This is a genomic window from Paenibacillus sp. plas6 (assembly GCF_057221655.1).
On record NZ_CM170151.1, the window covers coordinates 492,501 to 515,511 of the forward strand.

Here is a 23,011-nt window from a genome sequence, read left to right on the forward strand (position 1 = left end):
AACTTTTTTTATTTTTTCTAAATCCACTAGATCATGATATAAAAAAGCTTTAACACACTAGATGATGTGTTTCATTCAACTTTACCGTAAAAAGAAAACACCCTCAAGTTCTAATCATATTTTGCAACATGATTTTAGAACCTGAAGGTGAATAAACTCTCTAACTTATATCTTAATAGATGCAACTCTTAATTTTAAATCATACACATAAGCCCATTGAATAAGTCCATTGTGATAAATCGGCATTTCATAAGAGTTTAATTGTAAATTACCAAGTGAGGTCTTTGGTGTAAGAACATTCCCGCTTGATGATAAGACCATATAATAAGATTTTGCTGTATAATTACTCTTCTCAGTCCAAAGCACAACGATACGATCATCAGCAACTACAACCTGTGGCGCAATAACATCTTTATCGGTATAATTCGTAAGCCATATGACTCCATAATCATTTACACTCGTTAACGGTGTATTTTTATTATCATTGATGTCTAAGGAAGTAGCTCCGCTGCGCTTCGTCCCTCCAACAAACATATCAGAAGAAATTTCTTGAGCTAATGGATCAAAAATTTGAATAAATAAATTTTGTTTTTCAGATTTCGCCGATCCACTAATCGATTTAGCAGATGCTCCAACAAGCACAACACCTTTACTAGTCTCTGCAAGCCCTCCAAGCTGAGCAAAAGTTTTATTTACAATATACATATCATAATTCGCATTGGCTGGCAGGTAAAATTGAAAAATGTTATGTGCAGGATATTTCGAAGCATATACACCCTTTTCATAGTCTACATACATTTCTTTCTTCAATTTTTCAACAATAAAGCCGCGGCCATACGCATCGCCATGATTAGCAAATATGAAATCCTGTGCTTTTTCTGAATAAATAACCGATTGATTAAATGAATGACTTACATACGGAATGTTTGGCGTATTCTCATCCCATAGTATTGACTCAAATTGATATGGGGACATGTCTGAGATATTTACAGCAACTACATTGTTCGACTGATGTCCGTTATACATAGTTCGAGCATAGTTCACCATTAATACACCATCATGGATAGCTGAAACTACATTACCATGATTAAAAGGAATCTTAGTATTCCCATCTTCCCCCATTATTGACTTTCCAACAAAGCCTGTTGATTTAACTAACTTTCCATCAGGTGTATATTTGCTGATAAATACAGTTTGCTGAGTACTAGCTGTACCTTCTTTCCCCCATATTATATAGAAGTTACCTGACTCATCTGCAATTACATCACCCAATCTAGGATAAAGCAGCTCTACTTTTATTTCTTTGCGCGGAGTTACGATAATAAGTTGTTTATTTTTGACATAGGCGTAAGCTAAGCCTTCATCTTTATATGAAAACTGTTGCAGCTCTGAAACATTCGCCCAGTTACTTATAGAATTCATTTGTGTATCTAATAACGGAACGTTTGCTTTATATAGATAGCTATCGTTACTTTGACCATAGCTAAACATCGTTTCAATCACTATTGCGTATTTATCAGCCTCCCAACCTACATAGAAATCTAGTAAACTGCCGAGATCACGCAATTTAAAGTAGTTATTATTTCCAATCGTGTAAGCCGTTAATTTGGCTTCCTTACCATTAAGATAAACTTTAACATTTGAAAGTGTTGCTTTTGTTCTGTAGTCTCCTGATTGTGTCTTCATTTCACTGCCATCAGCTCGATACGTCTTTCCACTTACGATATTTATTGCATTTTTCTTAGAATCAAAACTAATATCAAACTTCTTAGACGTATTTGACAATACATAGGCGATATCTCGCAATTTAAAATAGTTGCTGTCATTAATAGAGTAGGCATCAAAAAATTCATACTCTCCATCAACAATCACATTGGAATAACTCGCAGTTGCCGTAACAGTATTGCCAGCCGCTGTAACGTTTCCTGGACTACTAAGCAAAAATAAGATCATCATTGCTAGTAAACCTAAGCTGATTTTCTTCACTAATTTTCCTCCATTTCCAAATAGATTATAAAAGGAGTATATCAAAGTTTACAACAAATTACTTCTATATAATGATAATCTGTTGGAATTTCGATAAAATAACTACATTAGATAATAGATTGTGGAGGTGAAGCTATTATATGAATAAACTAAAGTTACATGAATATTTACCAGATCTTGATAAAAACTTAGCATTATGGGTAGAAGATAGTAAGAAACATTGCAGTAACGGAACAGTTGCCTCCTACATTCCAGAGTTAGCAAAAGGCAATAAGTCAGCGTTAGGAATTTATATAATGGATGCGGAAGGCAATCATTGCAGCGCAGGAGATAGTGATACTGTTTTTACATTACAAAGTATTTCTAAAGTATTTACTCTCTTATTAGCATTAATTGACAACGGAGAAGAGAACGTATTTCATAAAGTAGGGATGGAGCCTACTGGAGACAGCTTTAATTCCATGCTTAAATTAGAGCTTGTTCAACCTGGTATTCCTTTTAATCCGCTAATTAATGCAGGGGCTATTGCTATCTCTTCATTAATTCAAGGAAATAACCAAGAGCATAAGCTAGAGCGCACGTTACAATTTTTCCGTAAATGCGCACAAAACGATCAGCTCCAATTTAATGAACGTGTATATCAATCCGAGCTAGCTACCGCAGATTTAAACCGTTCAATGGCTTATTTTTTGAAAGATAACGGAGTGCTAGAGCAAGCTGTAGATGATGTGCTCGATATTTACTTTCATCATTGTTCAATCGATGTAACTGTAAAAGATTTAGCACGGATGGGCTTACTGCTGGCTTATAACGGTACAGATCCTATTACAGGTGAACATATTATTCCAAAACGTTATGTGCAAATCGCGAAGTCGTTTATGGTGACATGCGGCATGTACAATGCCTCTGGACAATTTGCAATTGAAGTAGGTCTGCCAGCAAAAAGCGGTGTCTCTGGCGGCATTTTAACACTTATACCTGGCACAGCAGGAATCGGGGTCATTGGACCTGCACTAAATAGCAAAGGTAACAGCATTGCTGGTGTGAATTTATTGGAAAAGTTGTCTTCCTTCTACGACCTTAGCATTTTCTAAAACATATAAAAAAGCTGCTGGATAGCAGGTGGAATCGCTCCACTTACTGTCCAACAGCTTTTTTGATTTCGCATTTAATTTATATGGTCATACTAAGCCTCAAGCACAATTTGACCTTGTACCAGTCTACGGTATAAGCCATCCTGCTTACACAACTCCTCATGTGAGCCAATTTGCGTAATAGCTCCTTTTTCAAGCACAATAATTTTATCAGCTTGTGTAATCGTATTTAAGCGATGAGCAATAACAAAAGAAGTTCTCCCTTTCATTAAGCGATGCAAAGCCTCTTGTATTTTTATTTCTGTCACTGTATCGATACTGCTAGTTGCTTCATCAAGAATTAAAATCGCTGGATCAGCAATAAGCGCTCTTGCTATCGCAATTAACTGCTTTTGACCTTGACTAATCCCCGCTCCCCCAAGCTTAAGCTCGGTCTGGTAACCATCCTTTAAACGCATAATAAAGGAATGGGCATTCGCCAGTTTTGCAGCCTTATATACTTCTTCATCGCTGGCATCAAGCCGACCATAACGAATGTTTTCCATTATTGTACCTTCAAACAAATACGGATCCTGCAATACAAATGCCATATGAGAGCGTAAGCTTTCTCTTGTATATTGCGCAATATTTTTGCCGTCGATCAATATAGCACCAGAGGTCGGTTCATAAAAACGAGATAGCAGCGAAATAAGCGTCGTCTTCCCTGCACCAGTTTGTCCAACAAAAGCAACCATTTCTCCCGCCTTTACTTCAAAGCTGGCATCCTGAATAATCGGCTTACCCTGTTCATATTGAAAATTAACATTTTGAAATTTAACATCACCTTTAACCTTTGTTAACGGTTTAGCTCTTGACTCATCCTGTACTTCAAGCGGCTCATCTAAAATTTGAAATACTCGCTCTGCCCCAGCAATCGCACTGAGCAGCGTATTCCATTGATTTGCTAAATCATTTAGCGGTCTTGTAAATTGTCTTGCATATTCCGCAAAGATAATGATAATTCCAATTGTGACGCTATCTGTCCAAAGCGCCATTAATGCACCAACACCACAAATTAAGCCAAAACTAAGTGAATTTAAACCATTCATCAGCTTAGGAATAAAGCCAGAAATCGCCTGTGCCCAAAAACCTGCCAAACGAATACTTTCATTTCTTGATTTGAATCCTTTAATTACTTCTTCCTCTTGAGCAAAAGCTTTAATAATTTTTTGCCCCGATAAAGTTTCCTCTACAAACCCGTTTAATGAACCTACACTTCTTTGTTGCATGCGAAATAATCGGCTTGTACGACTGGAAATCCATTTCATCCCCATAAACATTAACGGGATTACGGTAAATGTCAATAAGGTCAGAAGCGGACTTAAACTAAACATTACAACAACGATCCCAAGTAAGGTTAACGTACTTGAGAACACCTGAATAAACGAGCTGTTCATAGAAGAGCTTATATTTTCAATATCATTGCTAGCACGGCTCATTAAATCTCCCTGCTGTCGTTTTGTAAAAAAAGCAATCGGCAAACGATGAAATTGTGCAAATAAATCTGTACGCAACTTAAATACGGTTTGCTGCGATACTTGAATCATCCATATATTTTGCAGCCAAGCGCTCACTGCTTGCAGCAAATAGACTGCAGCAGCGACGAGCAGCATAAACAATAAACCATCCTTTGCTTCCACAATATAATGGTCAATAATATGTCCGATTAAATAAGGTCCTAACAGTGACATTGATGTACTAAGTACAATCATGACTAATACCGCGATCAGCTTTAGGCGATATTCAGCTAAATAACTCCATAATCTAGCCAGTGTACGCCACATATTTTCTGAACGCTTTATTTGCTGAGGAGCCCGCCCGGGAGCTCCTCCTAAACCTAATCCTTTATACTTCTGCTTATCTCCATCATCAGCTAAAAAAGCGCTTGGCTTATCATAGCGAAAAGGCAATATAAAAAACTGAATCCATCTAGGATAGCTTCCTAAGGAACGATTAGTTTCTGCTCTGCTTTGTCGCTCCACATCCCCTCACGCTCCTTCCCTCTTTGAGACTGATAAATTTTTCGGTATAACGATGATTGCTGCAAAAGCTGCTCATGCGTTCCTTGTTTAATGACTTTTCCATCATCAACGATTAATACTGTATCTGCCCGTAATGTCGTGCTCATCTTTTGCGTTACAAGCAATACTGTACAGGACAAGTCACTTATAGCATCAAGTATTTTATTTTCTGTTTCTACATCTAATGCGCTCGTACAATCATCTAGCAGTAAGATTGGTGGCTTGCGAACAAGTGCTCGAGCGATACTAAGCCGCTGCTTTTGACCTCCAGACAAATTTACCCCTTTTTGTCCGATAATCGTATCGTAGCCCTGCGGCAGTTCCATAATAGTTTCGTGAATTTGAGCAAGCCGCGCAGCCTCCATCACCTCTTCAAGCGTTGCATCAAGCTTTCCCCATCGAATATTATCCGCTACTGTTCCTGAAAATAGCATAATCTCTTGCGGAACGTATCCAATATTCATGCGCAGTTGATGCAGATCGTACTGTTCTATAGGTTTATCATCTATTGTAATTACACCTGAATCACAATTGTACATTCTAGTGAGCAATTGCAAAATGCTTGTTTTTCCTGAGCCTGTAGCCCCCATCATTGCTAAAAGTTGCCCTTGTTTCACCGAAAAGCTCACATCAGTTAAAGTGTAGGTATTGGATTCAGGATAGTTAAATGATACACCTGAAAAGCAAATATCTCCTTTCAAATGTAATATCTTCTGCTCTTCAGTTTCAGCCTGTTCACGTTCCTTCACCAAAAATACTTCATCAATCCGCTGCATAGAAGCAGTTGCTCTTGCTAATGATGTCACAATCCAAGAAATCATCGAAAGTGCACCGATTATTCGCATTGCATAGTTCACAATAGCGACTACTTCACCAACGGTAATTGACGAGCCCGTTTGCAACTGATGGCGAGCTGCCCATAGCATTAGAATTATACATCCATTTATAAGAATGATAACGACTGGATTGGCAAGTTCGGCAAAAATCATCGTCGTAACTGTCTTAGCTCTAAGTTGTTCATTTTGCTGTTGAAACTGTTTATTTTCATAGCTCATACGCCCAAATACGCGAATAAGCCTTACACTCATTAAACTTTGCTGCATCACTTTATTCACTTGATCAAGCTTTTGTTGTACCACACGAAACAATCTATTGTTGCGCAGCATTAACCAACCAAGAAAGAAAGCTAGGAATGGAAAAGCAATTAACAAATAAATGGCGAGCTGAACATTTAGCACAAGCGCAAATATTAAACTAGTAATAACTAAAAGCGGCGCACGCAGTAAAACTCTCATTCCCATAAACACAGCATTTTGCACCTGATTGACATCATTACTTATGCGAGTAAGCAATGAAGCTTCTTGAAACTTACTAAAGGCATTGTAGCTCATCCGTTGAACGCTTTCATAAATACCGTGTCTTAGATCATAGCCAAAGTTTTGACTGACATATGCGGAATAAAAAGAACTTACAATTCCAATCGCAAAAGCGAGAATCGTTGTACCGATTAATAAACCGCCCCATAAAAGAATTCTCTCAACATTACCAGAGACAATACCATCATCTATAATTTTGGACATTAATAACGGTTGAATGACCTCAACTGCTAGTTCAATTAACATTAATGTAATTGCTAAGATTGCATAGCCTTTATAACGAATCAAATAAGAAGTGAATGTACGCAAGCTTTTCCCTCCTTCATTTTCTATTATAAGCGAAGATTGGTAATAAATTGAACACTTTTTTTATAGTTGTAAATATCTTAATTTTAAATCTTTATCTATAAATAATGCAGGCAAGTATCTTTCAAGTCCTACACTTTTTGAGTAGTCATCGAATTAAAACCTGCCTGCGCTATTAACTAAATTTATTCATAATACATGCGAAATGAAATATCTCTGCTGTAGTTTCCAAAGCCCTTGCCAAATAACGTTAATCCGCCAACATGCTCGGCATCCTCATGAACACCAAGTCTAAAGCTCCATACATTGCGATTAATACTTAACATATCTAGCGTAACATCTGATATTTTATGCCCATCAACCCAACTGCCGACTTCATCTACACGAAGCACCTTTAACAAGCCATACTGATTGACAGGATCACCCCACCATGATGGTGAAAATCTGCCTCGTTCCGCACCAAAGTCACCTGGGCTTGTCCATGTTCCTATTTCCGTCCCGTTGATTTGAAAGAAAATATCTGAAGGCCAGTTTTCATTATAGCCAGGTGCTTCTGAACCTAACTCCAACGAAATTTCAATCGCGATAATACGTTGAGAAGGCAATAAATAATTAGGCACCTTGTACTCTAAGTAACCATGTCCAAGCCATAGTATCCCTGCATTTACTCGCTCAGGGGTATAAAAATAACGTGGATCATCAAATTGACCGATCACCCGATCAGGCGTTGCCAGCCCACAGGTTGGATGAATCTCGAATTCAGTATAATGACCAATAGGAATTGTTACCTCATGACATTTGTATTGAGCACTTCCATGAGAAGGAAGCTCAATATGAATATCATATTCAGCCAGAGAGCACATTTTATGTGTGCCACCGTCTTTACGAACCATTTGCGTTTTAACTAAACCAGCCTTCTCAAGCTTTTTTACATGCATCGTAATAATTGCACTGCTTAAATTTAAGGCAGAAGCAAGTTGCTTTACGTTCATCGATTCCTTAGAAAGCAGCTTAATTATTTCCAAACGCACTTCGCTAGCTAATGCTTCATAAAGAGGTAACCATTTTTTATCCGTATTTGCCTCAATCATTAACTTCGATCCTTCCCGTATACTTATAGCTTTGTCCTATACTCATCGTACAACTATTGAACATCATTTGTAAATAGAAGGAATATGAATCCACATTTCTCCCATCCAAGTATCTATTTTAGCCCAATTCAATGTTTGCTTAAGTATCGTTATACGCTGCGGTGAAATCGTAGCTACTGCAGTTGCTGTTTCAGACGGATAAGGATAGAGCGGAGTATCCTTAGTCAGCTCCAATGTTTGATGTTCTGTAAGCAACGGCTCATCTGGTAAATAAATATAACTGTCTCCTAGCCATGTATCAATTAAAAACCAATGATCCCATTGCTCCTTTACCTTGATGCTTTTCTGATCAAGATTTGCATAGGCATAGCTTGATCGATTGGGCGCTTTATAAATTTTTACCGATGAGGACAGATTAATTGTTCGATCTGCCTCTATAAATTTAGGCTTTTGTTCTTTAAGCCACAGACTATAGGCATTTTTAGCTCCCCAAATCATGACATTACGATTTCTCTTCCATTCCTCGGCAAAATAATTGAGCGAAACCGGTTTACCACCATTACCTGGGGACATTTCTATCGTAAATGCTGGCTTAGCAAAAGTTTGAATAAACCAATCCGAATAACCGCCACCTGATGGATTAGCTTTAGGCTTAACGAGAGAATAACCTGTCATTTGTGCAAGCTCTGTGGCAAGCTGACGATCTCTTGCCAGATTGTTCTCTAACGTATGAAAATGCCAATAAATAATTCGACCAGCTGTATGGTTTGATATTGTTAACTGCGGGTTTATTTCATATGTAAGTTTAATAAGTGCTTGAGTTTCCTTTGTTTGCAGCGGCTGACTGCCTTTATAGTTTTGTGAGCTTGGTTTTCCGGGATCTTGTACAATATGCGGCCAGTTGGCTGGATATTGACGATTCAAGTCAATCCCGCTAGCGTTTGCTTTCCAGCTCTTAAAGCTGTTGCTTCCTTTATTAATTTGTAATAGCTTTTTATGTACTTCTTGAGGAAATGCATTTAAACCATTTTGTACTAGTGACACACCATCAGGGTTAACCATCGGCACTACCCAAATGCTCACATGCTCTAACAAATCGGCAAGATCTGCTTCTTTCGTTTGGCGAGTCAATAAATCTTGAATCTGATTCATAACAATTGCAGTCGTAAAATATTCACGAGCATGATGAGCGGCATTAATAAATACCGATGCGCTCCCTTTTCCGATTTTTATAGCATAAATGTTGCGATCGTAATCTGTTTTTCCAATGGTTTGCAGGAAAACAAGTTCAGGATAAGCTTTCTCTAAAGCTATTAAATCTCTTTCCATCATGAGATAGGTATACTCTTTTTTACCTTTCACGATATCTGTGGCACTGCCGGCGGAGGAAATAGGGGTAAAGCAAAAGAAAAGCAGTAAAATCATCGAAGTAATCCAAATGTTGCGTTTCATATTATTCCCCTTAATCTAGTGATTCTAGTTGCTAAATTACTAATAGATGCATTCTACCATATTTTCATAGATTTAGGAGAGCAAAAATATTGATATTATGTTAAGAATGCGAGATGACATATGGTTGCAGCAATAGCCTTAAATGAATAATTAATCTCTGGTATGTTTTTATGTAACAAAAAAAGACCTGTTCATTAACAGGTCTACAACAACAGTTCACTACTCAGGATCACGCAACAAATCTGCGTATTTTTGATTCTTTGCAACAAAGAGATGCAGCTTATCGCCATAACTATTTATTAATTGTCGAACAAGATTTTCCGTATAATCTGCTCCTTGATACGTATAACCAGCCTTTGCAGAGGTTGCTTCATAGTCACTCCAAAGCAGCTCTACCCAAAGATTTGCCTTTTCCTCGCTCAAATCAGGATTTTTCTGCATCAGCAGCTCTGTTAGTCGTTTTATGTTATCTATCATCATTCATTCTCCTCAATTTCTGCTATAGCTAATAAAATCTTATCATACTAAATGATTGGAGAAAATGAAAGTTACACATTGATGAAACTATTGCTCGCAACATATCTAAGGCATCCTTAGTCTGACCAGCGGAAATACCTCATACCAATTCCAGCAGCAACAATTAGCATCCCTACAAGAACAACTAGTTCTGCAAGGGCATCAATCGAGAAAAATGTCCCATTCCAGCCATCACGTAATAAATTAACAACATAAGTAAGCGGAACAAAAGCTGCTAAATTCTGAACCAGCTCTGGAAAAACATTAAGTGGAAAAGTGGCTCCAGATAAAAAAAGCATTGGATACATAGCCACCATCCCAATACCTAGCGCTGTTTGCATACGTTTAGTTAGACTGGAGACAAGAAAACCAAGAGCAAAAAATGTAATCGAGCATAATGTTAGCGCCAGGAAAAACTCTAGCGGATGCTTTGTTAATGAAGAGTCAAAGCCAAACTTGGCAATTAATATGATTTCGATTGTACCAAGATAAATTGCAAAGAAGCCTTTTATAATTGTTGCTATAAATATGGCACTTTGATTAATAGGCGTACCTTTTAAACGCTTATAAACCCCTTTTTCACGGTCAATTACAATTTGCAATCCTATAGAAAAGAACGCAGTTGTAAAGATAATAATTGACAGCGTACTTGGAATATAAGCTTGAAAAAAATCTAAGCCATCATAAGACTGTGACTTGAACATCATCGCCATAATAATAAAGCTTAGCGCAGGTACAATCAATGTGAATAAAACAGCTAACGTTTCTCTAAAAAATAGCTTTAATTCCATTTTCGTATGTATAAGTATCGCTTGCAAATGTTATCCCTCCCTAGCTAAGAGCCTATCGCATACTTCATATAAACATCCTCTAATGTAGCTCCATCATGTGCAAATGCACTAATTAGCTGCTTCGGCTCATCACAGGCAACAAGTTCTCCCTTTTTAATGATTGCAATTCGATCACAATGTCGTTGCGCTTCGTCCATATAATGAGTCGTCAAAATAATCGTTTTTCCTTCCGCACGATATTTATTAATACAAGCCCATAACTCTAATCGTGCCTGCGGATCTAAGCCTGTTGTTGGCTCATCTAGAAAGATGATTTCAGGATCATTGACTAGCGCAAGTGCCAAAGAAGTCCGTTGCTGCCAACCGCCTGAAAGACTTTTTACATATTTATTTAAATAAGGTGCCAAGCCAAGCGTATCAATAATTTCCTGTAAATTTCGCTTTTTTTCATAATACGAGCTAAACAGTTGAAGCGCTTCCTTCACTTTAATTTTGTCATATAACGCAGTTTGCTGTAATTGAATACCGATACGTTGTTTAATTACATTGACCGACTTTCTCAGATCCATGCCAAGTACTTCAACATATCCAGCATCTGGTGAACGCAAGCCCATCATAATCTCTAACGTAGTAGATTTTCCAGCTCCGTTAGCCCCAATAATGCCTAGCACCTCTCCTTTTTTTACGGTTAAAGAAAGATTGTTAACCGCTTTCAAATCACCGTAGCTTTTATGTATTCGCTCTAATCTAATGACATCTTGCTCCATACATCCACCTCACAAACAATGTATTGACATAATGCTAAAAAACATCTTTTAAATTTAATATAAGGAAGACTATTTTTGACACTAACAGGTTAATTCTAGAATAAATTAGGAATTTATTCAATAATGAAATTATTTTTGCATAATAATGGGATAAGCCATATTAATGATTAACTGCTTTCTCTATTTCTAATAATCAAACGGAAATTATTAAATTGTTTTACTTATCTTTACGATCAATATAAAACAATATGTTGTTGATGTTTTGCAGAAGCTGCGACAAAAATATAGCTACCTGAATAATAAAAATCGTATCATTATATAATTCAAAAAGAGTATTGTATAATAATTATACTTAATATGAAATTAAAATCCCTTATATAAAAAGGATGATTCCAATGAAGCTAAGTATACTTGATCAAATACCTGTACCAAAGGGCTATACGCCAACCGAAGCACATGCTGCAAGTATTCAGCTTGCTTTAGCTGGCGATCAGCTAGGATATGAAAGAATCTGGTTTGCCGAGCATCATAATACAAACTCCATTGCCAGCTCTGCACCTGAAATAAGCGTTGCTTATATGGCAGCAATCACTAAACGAATTCGCGTAGGTACAGGGGGAGTGATGATGATGCACTATTCCCCTTATAAAGTCGCAGAAGTGTTCAAAACGTTAAGCGCCCTTGCTCCTGGTCGAATTGATTTTGGCGCTGGTCGAGCACCCGGCGGAGATCCGAAAGCAATTATTGCTTTAGCTAGCGGTCGTCGCCCATATATTGATGAACAGTATGAGACACTTCACCATATCATGCGAATGATTGAAGACGAGCCGACTGGTGAGGAAGTCTATGACTCTGTTGTTGCTGCGCCAAGCGGAATTCAGCTTCCTGAAGCGTGGCTGCTAGGATCTACAGGACAAAGTGCGCATGAGGCTGGCAAACACGGGGTTGGTTATGCCTTTGCCCAGTTTTTTCAAGGCGAGTTATCACGTTCAATTGTAAATACATATAAATCGTCCTTTGTCCCTTCTGCCTTTATGCCTGAACCAAAAATATTAGTCACTTATGCAGTAAGTGTTGCTGAAACTAAAGAAGAAGCGGAGTTTTTATCACTGCCGATGCAAATCTCTCGCTTACAATTAATTCGCGGTAAAATCGAACCAGGTCTTACGCCTGAAGAAGCAAGCCAATATCCGTTAACGGAAATGGACCGAGCGATTTTGGAGCGTAATCGTCATCTTATATTAGTTGGCACTGCTGATGATGTGCTAGCACAGATTGCAGATGACATGGAGAAGTACGGCTTTGATGAAGCGATGATAAATTGTAATCAGTACGGGATTGAGAATCGTTTAAGAAGTTATCGGCTTCTGGCGGAGAAAGCAAAATTAATCTAAAGTAATACAGAATCGTTCAAAGTGAATATGCATTTAACATAATAACTCATGTAACTAATAAATTAAGGCTGAACCCTCTAGTAAGTGATTCAGCCTTATTTATCCTACCGCAGTCCATTCTTTCAATAGCTTTTCTAACTACTTGTTTAACACATAGTCACTTCAAATCCATTTATTTATTCAAGCCGATGGTAACAACCAATTTATTATCTTCCATTTCCATTGTATGAATATGACCAATTGGCACTGCTTTAATTTATTTTCAAATGTTACCTTGGCATCAAACACATCTTGAAGCGGTGCTTTAAGCAACAGCTTTTCAAGCATTGTCGGTGTAATTGGAACGGATACTGCCTGCTCCTTAATCGTTTTTACCGCTGCATCTTTCAACTTATTAAATAATCCACTCATGTTGTGCCTCCTAGTTGTTATCGTACTATTTCTGTATTTTACTATAGTTTGAAAGATCAATAAACAAATATGCTTAAGAATGCAACTTGCTCTACCCCATTCCTTCCCGCTTCGTCACATAACTCCCCTGTCCTGAACATACATATAGTAATGATTAGTTCAGATAGGGGGATTTGCGATGACAGGAGATGAGATGAAGCAACTTGAACGGGCAATTGCTGAAATTACGGAAGTAGCCAAAGGCTTTGGCTTAGACTTTTATCAAATGCGTTATGAAATATGTCCAGCCGACATTATTTATACATTTGGCGCTTACGGAATGCCGACTCGCTTTAGTCACTGGAGTTTTGGAAAAATATTTCACAAGATGAAAATGCAATATGACTTCGGCTTAAGCAAAATTTATGAGCTTGTTATTAACTCCAATCCTTGTTATGCCTTTTTATTAGAGGGCAACACATTAATTCAAAATAAGCTGATCGTTGCTCATGTTCTCGCACACTGTGACTTTTTTAAAAACAATGTGCATTTTAGCTTAACAAATCGCGATATGGTTGAAAGCATGGCTGCTACCGCCGAACGTATTCATCAATACGAGCTTATTCATGGTACGGACACCGTAGAAAAATTCCTTGATTCTGTCCTCGCCATTCAAGAGCATGTCGATCCGAGTATTATTAAGCCTTACCAACTCGATCGAAAACGGTATATCGAAATGGTTATGCGCGAACAGGAACGTGAAAAAGAGCGGGCAGCCCTGCAGCAAGAAGCACCTTCCCCTTACGATGATCTATGGTCACTGGACGAAGAAACTAAGGAACAGGAACGGCGAAAAAAAGAAGAAGAACTGCAAGAAGCGAAGCGATTTCCGCCTCGACCAGAAAAGGATCTTGTATGGTTTATTGAAGAATATTCACCGAAACTAGAGGATTGGCAGCGTGATATATTAACGATGCTGCGTGATGAAATGCTCTACTTCTGGCCGCAAATTGAAACGAAAATTATGAACGAGGGCTGGGCCTCTTACTGGCATCAGCGGATAATTCGGGAAATGGATTTAACAAGTGAGGAAACAATTGAGTTTGCTAAGCTAAACAGTTCGGTTGTTGTGCCATCACGCCATACGCTTAATCCATATTATTTAGGCTTAAAAATTTTTGAGGATATTGAAAAGCGGTGGGATAACCCGACTGAGGAAGAACAACGTCGCTTTGGCAGAGTGCCAGGCAAAGGTCGGGAGAAAATTTTTGAAGTACGTGAGCTGGATAACGATCAATCGTTTTTACGCAACTATTTAACGAAGCAGCTTGTGGAAGAGCTTGATCTCTATGTATTTGAGAAAAAAGGTCCTGAGTGGAAGATTACCGATAAATCTTGGGAAAACATACGAGATGAATTGGTCTATTCAAAAGTTAACGGCGGCTTCCCTACTTTGCATGTTATTGACGGCGACTATAACGGTAATGGCGAGCTATATATCCAGCATCAATTCGAAGGCAACGAGCTTGACCTAAAATATGTAGAGCGCACCTTGCCGCATGTTGTAAACCTTTGGGGCAAAACTGTACATTTACAAACAGTAGTGGAAGGAAAAAATATTGTCTTTACATGCAATGGTACGAAGGTAACAAGGAAGTTTTTGTAGAGAACGCATATTTACAATAAAAAGCTATCGCACAAAAATCCCCTTCAATATTAAATTGTCGCCAATTGTTAAGCATAACGACAATTGGAGATGCAATTTATGAATGAAGGGGATTGCTCTAGATTTTCATTTTACTTTTTTCATTTCAATTACTGGATCATCATTTTTCAAATTGGAGACTGAATATTTTAACAAACAAGTAATTTAGCCACCTATCTATAAATAAATGATACGGTACATTGGATTCATCTATAACCGGTATGACATCAGCTGCATTCATTTGATAAATAGCAACCGTGCCGCTAACCTCATGTGCGGCGATAAGCAATGGGTATCCAGTTGGACTTTTATCTGCTTCAACAAAGGTAAGCCCCTCTGGAGCAACGTCACCACTAATCTCATTATCAAATTGTCTGCTATTCATATAATCTATATATTTGGGCTTTGATGGATCAGTTACGTCATAAAGCATAACCCCGCCAATCCGCTCTAAGCCAATTGCCGCATAATATTTTCCATCGATATAAGCAACTTTCACATCTTCTGGTTCAGGTCCTTTTTTTGAGCTTCGATGATCCATTGTTAAATTATCATTGGAAACGTTAAAGTACGAAGGATATTTAAGTGATGAGATTTTTTCAAACTGACTACCGCTATCATAAACTAATTTCATATTGTCGGCATCCCAAATTGAAAATGAACGGGCACCAAATACATAGATTTTATCTGGCTCTAATCCGTCGTGTTCTGAAACATTTAATGCATCAAATTTATTACCATTAATCGTTACTGATGAGACATTAGAGTAATCTCCCCACTCTCTAGAATCTCCTTCATTTGCGGTAATTAAATAAGTTTTTCCTTCTATTTCATAAAGAGCGATACCATCTGGCATATATACACTATAAACATCCTCATTTTTTAGTGCCAATATCGAATCTCTAAAAAGATCTAATTCGTTCCCAGCTAAATTATGATTTTTAAATCCTAGACCTTGTACTTTTGTAAAAACTCCTTTATTAATATCAAGTGTAGCAATTGCATTTGCCTCTTGCAGTGTGACATAAGCAAATCTGCTGTCACTTGTTACACTTATGTACTCAGGTTCTAAATCTACTGAAGGGGGTGTGTTCTTTTTTAAAATAACTTTATTATCGATTAATTGATCGCGTTTAGTATCAAATGCTTCAAAATAAACAATATTCACGTTCGCATTAAATAAACCGTTGCTCAAATCGATAATCGTAACTGAACCTTTAGGATCAATATTATTTTTTCCATAACCTAAACGAGGTTCACCTTCATCAGCAGTTAATATCGCATTACCATTCGGAGTAAATGTAACCATATCTGGCTGAACACCAACAAAATAATGAGTGATGTAATTCCCATCATAATCAAGCAGAATGACAGCACCTGCTCCTGTATAATCTTCTTCCTGAACAGCTACCGCTATTATTTTTCTTTCATGATTAATGTCTACACTGGAAATATCGCCAAATGTAAACCCCTCAATCATTGTACTTACATCAACGCTCTTTTCTAATTGCAAGTCACCTTTACGATTCAAGTTTGAGAGACTAACAATATCAATTGTTTTAACGAGTCCATTTACTAAGTATATTTTTTGATTATCCCAATTATATTTAACAATTTCAGCAATTCCGCCATCTTCACTTGTATAGCCAGTGTAATATCTCTTCAAATAAGAAAGAACATGCTCACTTTCCTGATCATTTATATTTTTCCATATCTCATCAACTTGATCTTTTATGGAGTTGCCGGCATACACATAAAAATGAGAAGCAAGATTATTAACAAAAATAAACGATAGAGCAGTGATTACTGAAAATGAAAAGATTTTCTTCAATTTAGTCAGTACATTTTTTTTCATACATCTTTCCCCTTTATTCAATATTTGATAATACTAAGGCGAACTGACTTCATACACATGTTTGAAGCTTTTTTCATTTTCATAATACACATAAATATAAATTTAATATGCTTATTTGTGTTAATTTTTGTAAAATATAAGTAAATTATTCTTAGTATGATTAACTTATTTTTAATAATGCAATTCTCTGTTTAAACGCAAAAAAGGCATCATCTGCGATTGCTTATGATGATGCCTCTGATTTTGTCAGCATAGATTGAATGAATTGTTCAAACTTCTCTTTATTTAATACCTGAAATTCCTTATTAGCTTCATCCATAGATTTTTTATTTAAGTATATTGATAATTTCTCACTACCAGCTTCATGCTCAATACTTTTTAGTTGTCCATCTGCTTTTGCCCATTTTATAACTGTATCGTTATCTAAAATTTCATATATTCCGGTTTCAGCTCCTAAAATCCAATAGGTGTTCTCTATTTCAAAATTAGAGGCTTTCATTAACATGAGGATGTATTCATCTCCTGGTTTAAATAAACTTGTACCATTAAATTCAACTTTGCTATTACCTTCTTGCATGACATTTATCGTCTCACCAGTAAATGAATCATTCTTGTATTCCTTGATAACTTCAGCATTGAATATTGTTTTTGCTGAAGGTTTATGGATTTCTTTAACAGTATCAATAATCTTTACCTTTGCTACCATATCGGATTTTTCTAATGCTTGGTCGAATGAAAATGTCTCGACAATGGCATGTATTTTTTCTTTTTTATTTCTTGTAATTTCATTTTTCAATGTGTTCGTCTGCTGTAAAGTGGTATCATTTGAGTGGTTTGATTGTAGGTTAAAACAAAACCAAACAACAAAAACAAAAAGACAAATAAAAAAAAATACTTCCACTTAAATACCAAGTTTTTTTCTTAATCCTCATCTTATCATCTCCTAATCAAATCTCAACACTTGATATATTAATTTCAACAATTTAGTAAATCTACTCTGAGCATTTTGAACTTTAATATATCGAGTGTCCTTGAAAAATAATGTTATCATACAGTTCCCCATAGTGAAGAATTTATCATAAGATATAAACTTCTTATCATTAACGAATACAGAAATAGCTTTTATTATTTGGGATAATGCATCTATGAATGAATTAGTTGACAAAATCTATTCTTTAAAGATAATTTCTATTGATTTCAAAGTTTAGTTCTTATTTATCTACACAATAAAAGAACTGATATAAAGAAAAATGAATCTATTTACTGAATTTATTATAGAAAATGAGCAATAAAAACATACTAACAATAGTAGCACAAACCATGGCCTTGGTCTGTGCTACTATTGTTGGTATGTTTTCCTTATAAAGCTACAAAAAAATCTCATTAACTAGCAAAACTATTCTATACATGCTGCACGGCTTCACGCGGATCAAGATAAATCCAGCCTTTATCTTGACCATCTTCAATTAAGCGAATGCTTGTATTTAATGGGAAAGGATCTTTTTCAAAAAATTGAGGGGTTTCCTTCAATAATTCCATAATAATCACTTTATTGGTCATAGCATGACCGAACAAGAACACATGCTCAATCCCTTTTTGCTCCATTTCTTTCGTGAAAGAAGGCAGGAATTGACGAATCCGAAATGAAACCTCATGAGGAGTTTCACCTAGCGGCGGACGAGTAAAAAATTCACCAGCTTGTTCTACGCAATAATAGTAATATTTTTCTTCTTCGGCATAAAATTTGCGCAAATATGAGAATTCAATTGCTCCGTAATTTATTTCAACTAAGGAGTGATCTTCCTTAACAAGAATATTTGGATTAGAAGCAATAAATGGCTCTGCTGTCATTTTGGCACGCAGGAACGAACTTGTAAGTACAACTGCTTTATTAATATCAATTCCTTGCTCTTGAATATATTGATTAAGAAATATACTTAATTGCTTAGCTTGTTGCTTTCCTTTCTCAGTTAATGGAATAACTGGATTAGGCAAAGGCATCGGAAAATGGTTATTGTTTTCTCCAGTATTGGCAGTAGTCTCCCCGTGACGAATCAAGTAAAACTTCATCTCTTTATTCCCTCCATCTCATGTAGCATTTCAAATCTTAAATATCTCTAGAACTTAATCATAGCATAAATAGCATCGCTATCGGCGGCAAAAAATAATTACTTTACTATAAAGTTTATTCATCAATCATCTTAACTTTGCAAAACAAATAAAGCTCAAAGTAAATCGCTTATCGCGACTTCTTTGAGCTTTATTTTATCTATTCTTCTAACAATACAATTTTCCAAGCTTGACCAATTGGCGGGAAGCTTTTCGCTAGTTTCGGTCCATAAAATGCTAACACTTTACTATCCTTTGTTAATTTTGCTGAATCGACTGGATTACCTGCAAGATCAGTAAGTATCGTATTTTCATTTAGTCCTAGCACTATTTTTTGTTGCGATAACTGGCTCATTGGACTTCCTTCAAGCAATATGCGCTTATTGCCTTGCTCGTCCTGCATTACGTCTAGAATGGTTCCCGATGTTCCAAGCATTTCAGGTTCATCCGTAGTCTCTAGAGCAGTAATTTCATAAGCATACGTTTGACCTGGCAAACTTAAGGTCATTGCCAAGCTATGTTTGACCTCAATACGTAAGCCTAAGGTTAAATCACTAAGCTCAATTTGTTCACCGGCACGGTTGCGGATAATTGTCTCCGCATCAATATTAAAAATAATTCCTTCAGTATCTATACCGTTTGCTTGGATTGACTTATAGTTTTCTTCATTATTTATTTTCGTAATAACCGCTTGCTGTATTTGCATCTTGACATCCTCATCTTGTCGTGTAATCAAAACCTGATTTCCTTCATAGCTAACACGACTGCGCAGGATGTCACTAAAAAATTGTGACGGCACAAACAATCTGTTATTTAATTTAACTGGTGCTGCTCCTAATTCTACAAACATGCGATTATAGCTGTATTGATCTAAATTAGGTTGAACTAGCGTCCAAATTGGTGAACCTTCAAGAGATACCTCTGCCCACCCTTTATCCTGATACCATGTCACTTTAAATCCTAATGCCTCTGCAGTCTCACGAAGCGGAACCATAATCTGCTTATCTTGTTTATATGCGACGGTCGTTATTGCTGATTCATTTACAAGCACACGATACTGATTTTCTGTAGACGGTGCACTAATTAACTGTGCTGTTGGTTCGCTCAGATTGGCTGAATCTGCATAAACCGCGCCGCCAGATAATAACACGGACGCAAGTAAAACTGCTGCTGTTTGCTTTGTATATTTTTTCTTCACTATTGCATACCTCCTGCTGTCAATATTTCTTGTTCAATATTATTGACGAACAACCTGCAAAAATGTTGCTGCAATAGTGATTTTGTTTTCTTAGCGATGCTTCGACTTAAAAATAACTATCGAAATAATGGCAAGGACGATAATTGAGCATCCAATGATAATATAACTTATTGGCAGGCTTAACAACTTACCGTGCATCTCGTAAGTCACACCATAGGTAAGCTTATAATCCTCTATAACTTCGCTTGGAGCACCAGCAAACACTTTATGAAGTGAATCCTCCATAAAGACATTACGTAAAAGTAACGTCGTATGACTAATTGGAAAATACATAATCGCATACTGTGCAAAGCTTGGTAAGGCACCTATCGGTATATAAACTCCGCACAAAAATCCGATTAATGTACCAACGATCGTGCTTAATGTGGAAAATGAATTTTGAGTTGAAGCTAACAGAACTAAGAAGGTATTAAATACGCTAGCAAGTAAAACGGACAAAAGTAATATGCCGAGCACGTTAAGGAATTTACTTAAACTTAACCATTCTCCTCCAGTAGAAACAAGAAAAATTTCACATCCAATTAGACCTAAAATTGAAAACACTGAACCGATAATAAATGCATTAAACACATGTCCTAGCTGAAGTGCAGCACGTGAAACAGGGGCGGTTAAAAAATCTGCGGTAGCTTTAGTTTCTCTATCTTTCACCGACACACCAAATACTCCTAGTGTTGTCGTGACAGCAATAATCGATAATAACCCTGCTACTAGCCATTCATTTACCATCGTAACAATCTCTGTCGTTGCCTCTGTAGCTTGCTTAATCGAGTCAACCTGCATTTTCTGCAAAAATACCGTATATAACACAATGACAATGATAACTGATAAAAAAGAGAAAAAGACTTGTGTTTTATCTCGCGTAAACACTTTGAAGTTGCGCGTCACTAGACTCATCAGAGCTTCCATTTACAATCCCTCCACCTTCCGTAATATGAATAAATACATCATCCATTGTTCCTTTTATAACTTCAAACGAAGCTAATAGATGCTCAATTTCTTTTAGTAGTGCTAATGCATGGAGCGTTGATTCTACCCGTACTGTAAAAATCCCTTGTTTCTCAATATAATTAAACTGTCGTTGCTCCAGCCACTTTATCCCTTGCTGGCGGTCATGGAAAACTAACGCCATTTGATCATAGGCATATTTTGATTTCAGCTCATCCGGTGTTCCCTCTGCAACGATTTCACCTTGCTTAATTACGACAACCTGATGAGCCATCGCTGCTTCCTCCATATAATGTGTTGTTAGAAACACGGTCATATTGTTTTCTTCTTGTAATTTCTTTATCGTTTGCCATACAAATTGGCGAGTTTGCGGATCAAGCCCTGTCGTTGGCTCGTCTAAAAAAAGAATCGCTGGACGGTGAATAAGCGCTCTTGCAATGTCTGCTCGTCTTTTTTGTCCGCCAGACAGCGTACTATATTTTTTCTTAGCAATATCTTCTAAATGTAAATAGCTAGAAACAAACTGATAATTTTCAGCAAGCTTACTCTTTGATAAACCATACATTTTGCCGCGGTGCATAATATTTTCATAAACGGTCAAACGATCATCTAGTAAGCTTTCCTGAAACACAACACCGATAGACTTGCGAATTTCTGCATTATCATTGCTAGCATCAAGCGTATAGCCATTTATTACAACTTTTCCGCTAGATTTTTTTAGAAGTGTACATAAAATTTCAATTGTCGTAGATTTACCAGCGCCATTCACACCTAAAAAGGCAAACATTGTGCCATGCTCTACTGTAAATGAGATCCCTTTAACTGCTTCATGCTGTCCGTAACCTTTACGCAAATTTTCCACCGATATGGCAAGTTTCATAATCCTACTCCCTCCGTTTTTTTATTTCCTCATTAATTTTCGCTACATCTTTTTTGACGAGAATATAGCTAAAGATCCAAACCAATGCATAAATAACAGCCTCTGAAATTAGCACATTGACTATACCAAAACTTCGAAACCAATCTCCAATCATCCCAGCTATTGTGACCAGCAGTGTCACTGCTAGCAAATGGATAATAAGCAATACGAGATATGGCAGCCTCTCTATCTCAAATATTAAGGTAACTAAACCGACTGCGGCACCAAAAACAATCGCAATGATTAATTGCTTCAATAAGCTTTCTCCTGGAATTGATGAATGATCGGATAGTACGCTTAGCGTAACAAAAATATATGAGAAGCTAAGCGAATTAAGTATACCGATAATCGCGTATCGTAATGCCTTCATATCTATTCCCTCCCGATGCCTAAATGCTGTTTTAGTTGCTTTAAATATTTCCGACTAACATGGATAGTGACATCGTTGTCCAAGACAAGCTCTGTGGTACCAATCTTGCCGATACTAATGGAACATATTTTGTTTACATTCACCAGCGTCGATTTGTTTACACGCACGAAATCTTTTGCTAGCTGCGCCTCCAACTCATATAGTTTGCGCTTAGACTCATACTCTTTTTCTTCTGTTTGCAAAAACACCTTGGAATCCTCGGTATAGATCGAATAAATATCTGCTATTTTTATTAAATGAATTTCTTGTTGCCAATAACCATCAATCATATTTACCTGAGTTGCTTGTGTTGTCTGCAATTGCTTCATCAATCGTTCGATTTGTTCATTGTATTCCTTGGCAAAAATATGTACTTCCGTTTCTTCCAATTCACTATTAATCGTTAATTGTATTTTCAAGTGAATGCCTCCGTTTATCTCAAATACACATGTTTTTGATTACGCGAGTTTAGTTTAAGAGCTATCAGCTAGAGTGCGCGTTCCCTTTCTTCAATACTAATGTAGCATATAAATTTTAGAAAACGTGCATTTTTCCGCTATGTGGTTAAAATTTAGCGGTAAGAGGTAT

20 protein-coding genes are annotated in these 23,011 nt (G+C 36.9%); 3 read left to right on the forward strand and 17 right to left on the reverse strand.

What is annotated here, in order from left to right; genetic code table 11:
- Window positions 1–165: 165 nt before the first annotated feature.
- Entirely contained in the window at window positions 166–1,986 is a 1,821-nt protein-coding gene (locus AC2TDL_RS02370) for a hypothetical protein (protein ID WP_484698497.1), read from the reverse strand.
- A 140-nt stretch (window positions 1,987–2,126) separates the two neighbouring features.
- On the opposite strand from AC2TDL_RS02370, the gene glsA reads away from it, so the two are divergent.
- Window positions 2,127–3,080 carry a glutaminase A gene (gene glsA, locus AC2TDL_RS02375; RefSeq protein ID WP_484698499.1) on the forward strand — a complete coding sequence of 318 codons (954 nt, stop codon included), beginning with the start codon at window positions 2,127–2,129 and terminating at the stop codon, window positions 3,078–3,080.
- 92 nt (window positions 3,081–3,172) lie between these two features.
- Here glsA and AC2TDL_RS02380 read toward each other — a convergent pair whose 3' ends face one another.
- The 7 genes from AC2TDL_RS02380 to AC2TDL_RS02410 all read right to left on the reverse strand — a co-directional run bounded on the left by AC2TDL_RS02380 (window position 3,173) and on the right by AC2TDL_RS02410 (window position 11,439).
- Window positions 3,173–5,029, reverse strand: a complete 1,857-nt coding sequence (locus AC2TDL_RS02380; RefSeq protein WP_484701001.1) for an ABC transporter ATP-binding protein — start codon at window positions 5,027–5,029, stop codon at window positions 3,173–3,175.
- Between the two features lie 32 nt (window positions 5,030–5,061).
- Window positions 5,062–6,825, reverse strand: a complete 1,764-nt coding sequence (locus AC2TDL_RS02385) for an ABC transporter ATP-binding protein (RefSeq protein WP_484698501.1) — start codon at window positions 6,823–6,825, stop codon at window positions 5,062–5,064.
- 182 nt (window positions 6,826–7,007) lie between these two features.
- Window positions 7,008–7,913: an ArsR/SmtB family transcription factor gene (locus AC2TDL_RS02390; RefSeq protein ID WP_484698502.1), complete on the reverse strand. Its 906-nt coding sequence runs from the start codon at window positions 7,911–7,913 to the stop codon at window positions 7,008–7,010.
- Between the two features lie 63 nt (window positions 7,914–7,976).
- The gene (locus tag AC2TDL_RS02395; protein ID WP_484698504.1) at window positions 7,977–9,365 is read right to left on the reverse strand and encodes a M14 family zinc carboxypeptidase; all 1,389 of its coding nucleotides are present in this window, start codon (window positions 9,363–9,365) and stop codon (window positions 7,977–7,979) included.
- Window positions 9,366–9,584: 219 nt separating this feature from the next.
- A complete protein-coding gene (locus tag AC2TDL_RS02400) occupies window positions 9,585–9,842 on the reverse strand; it encodes a YfhJ family protein (RefSeq protein ID WP_484701003.1) in 258 nt (85 codons plus the stop codon).
- Window positions 9,843–9,958: 116 nt separating this feature from the next.
- On the reverse strand, window positions 9,959–10,699 hold the full coding sequence (locus AC2TDL_RS02405; protein ID WP_484698506.1) for an ABC transporter permease: 741 nt from the start codon (window positions 10,697–10,699) through the stop codon (window positions 9,959–9,961).
- A 17-nt stretch (window positions 10,700–10,716) separates the two neighbouring features.
- Complete coding sequence (locus tag AC2TDL_RS02410) at window positions 10,717–11,439, reverse strand: ABC transporter ATP-binding protein (RefSeq protein WP_484698507.1); 723 nt, start codon at window positions 11,437–11,439, stop codon at window positions 10,717–10,719.
- Window positions 11,440–11,834: 395 nt separating this feature from the next.
- Between AC2TDL_RS02410 and AC2TDL_RS02415 the strand changes: the two genes are divergently transcribed.
- Entirely contained in the window at window positions 11,835–12,833 is a 999-nt protein-coding gene (locus AC2TDL_RS02415; RefSeq protein WP_484698508.1) for an LLM class flavin-dependent oxidoreductase, read from the forward strand.
- A 180-nt stretch (window positions 12,834–13,013) separates the two neighbouring features.
- Here the strand turns inward: AC2TDL_RS02415 and AC2TDL_RS02420 are convergent, their stop codons facing one another.
- Entirely contained in the window at window positions 13,014–13,244 is a 231-nt protein-coding gene (locus tag AC2TDL_RS02420; protein WP_484698511.1) for a hypothetical protein, read from the reverse strand.
- Window positions 13,245–13,422: 178 nt separating this feature from the next.
- Between AC2TDL_RS02420 and AC2TDL_RS02425 the strand changes: the two genes are divergently transcribed.
- Window positions 13,423–14,889: a SpoVR family protein gene (locus tag AC2TDL_RS02425; RefSeq protein WP_484698514.1), complete on the forward strand. Its 1,467-nt coding sequence runs from the start codon at window positions 13,423–13,425 to the stop codon at window positions 14,887–14,889.
- Between the two features lie 160 nt (window positions 14,890–15,049).
- On the opposite strand, the gene AC2TDL_RS02430 is transcribed toward AC2TDL_RS02425, so the two are convergent.
- The 8 genes from AC2TDL_RS02430 to AC2TDL_RS02465 all read right to left on the reverse strand — a co-directional run bounded on the left by AC2TDL_RS02430 (window position 15,050) and on the right by AC2TDL_RS02465 (window position 22,842).
- The gene (locus AC2TDL_RS02430) at window positions 15,050–16,783 is read right to left on the reverse strand and encodes a choice-of-anchor I family protein (protein WP_484698516.1); all 1,734 of its coding nucleotides are present in this window, start codon (window positions 16,781–16,783) and stop codon (window positions 15,050–15,052) included.
- Between the two features lie 223 nt (window positions 16,784–17,006).
- Window positions 17,007–17,579, reverse strand: a complete 573-nt coding sequence (locus tag AC2TDL_RS02435; protein ID WP_484698519.1) for a hypothetical protein — start codon at window positions 17,577–17,579, stop codon at window positions 17,007–17,009.
- Window positions 17,580–18,184: 605 nt separating this feature from the next.
- A complete protein-coding gene (locus AC2TDL_RS02440; protein WP_484698521.1) occupies window positions 18,185–18,853 on the reverse strand; it encodes a histidine phosphatase family protein in 669 nt (222 codons plus the stop codon).
- 199 nt (window positions 18,854–19,052) lie between these two features.
- Window positions 19,053–20,090 carry a stalk domain-containing protein gene (locus tag AC2TDL_RS02445; protein ID WP_484698522.1) on the reverse strand — a complete coding sequence of 346 codons (1,038 nt, stop codon included), beginning with the start codon at window positions 20,088–20,090 and terminating at the stop codon, window positions 19,053–19,055.
- Between the two features lie 90 nt (window positions 20,091–20,180).
- Complete coding sequence (locus AC2TDL_RS02450) at window positions 20,181–21,056, reverse strand: ABC transporter permease (RefSeq protein ID WP_484698524.1); 876 nt, start codon at window positions 21,054–21,056, stop codon at window positions 20,181–20,183.
- Window positions 21,001–21,975: an ABC transporter ATP-binding protein gene (locus AC2TDL_RS02455; RefSeq protein ID WP_484698526.1), complete on the reverse strand. Its 975-nt coding sequence runs from the start codon at window positions 21,973–21,975 to the stop codon at window positions 21,001–21,003. Before AC2TDL_RS02455 ends, AC2TDL_RS02450 begins: the two co-directional genes overlap by 56 nt.
- Window positions 21,976–21,979: 4 nt before the next feature.
- On the reverse strand, window positions 21,980–22,384 hold the full coding sequence (locus tag AC2TDL_RS02460) for a DUF3021 domain-containing protein (protein ID WP_484698527.1): 405 nt from the start codon (window positions 22,382–22,384) through the stop codon (window positions 21,980–21,982).
- 2 nt (window positions 22,385–22,386) lie between these two features.
- Complete coding sequence (locus AC2TDL_RS02465; RefSeq protein ID WP_484698528.1) at window positions 22,387–22,842, reverse strand: LytTR family DNA-binding domain-containing protein; 456 nt, start codon at window positions 22,840–22,842, stop codon at window positions 22,387–22,389.
- Between the last annotated feature and the right edge of the window lie 169 nt (window positions 22,843–23,011).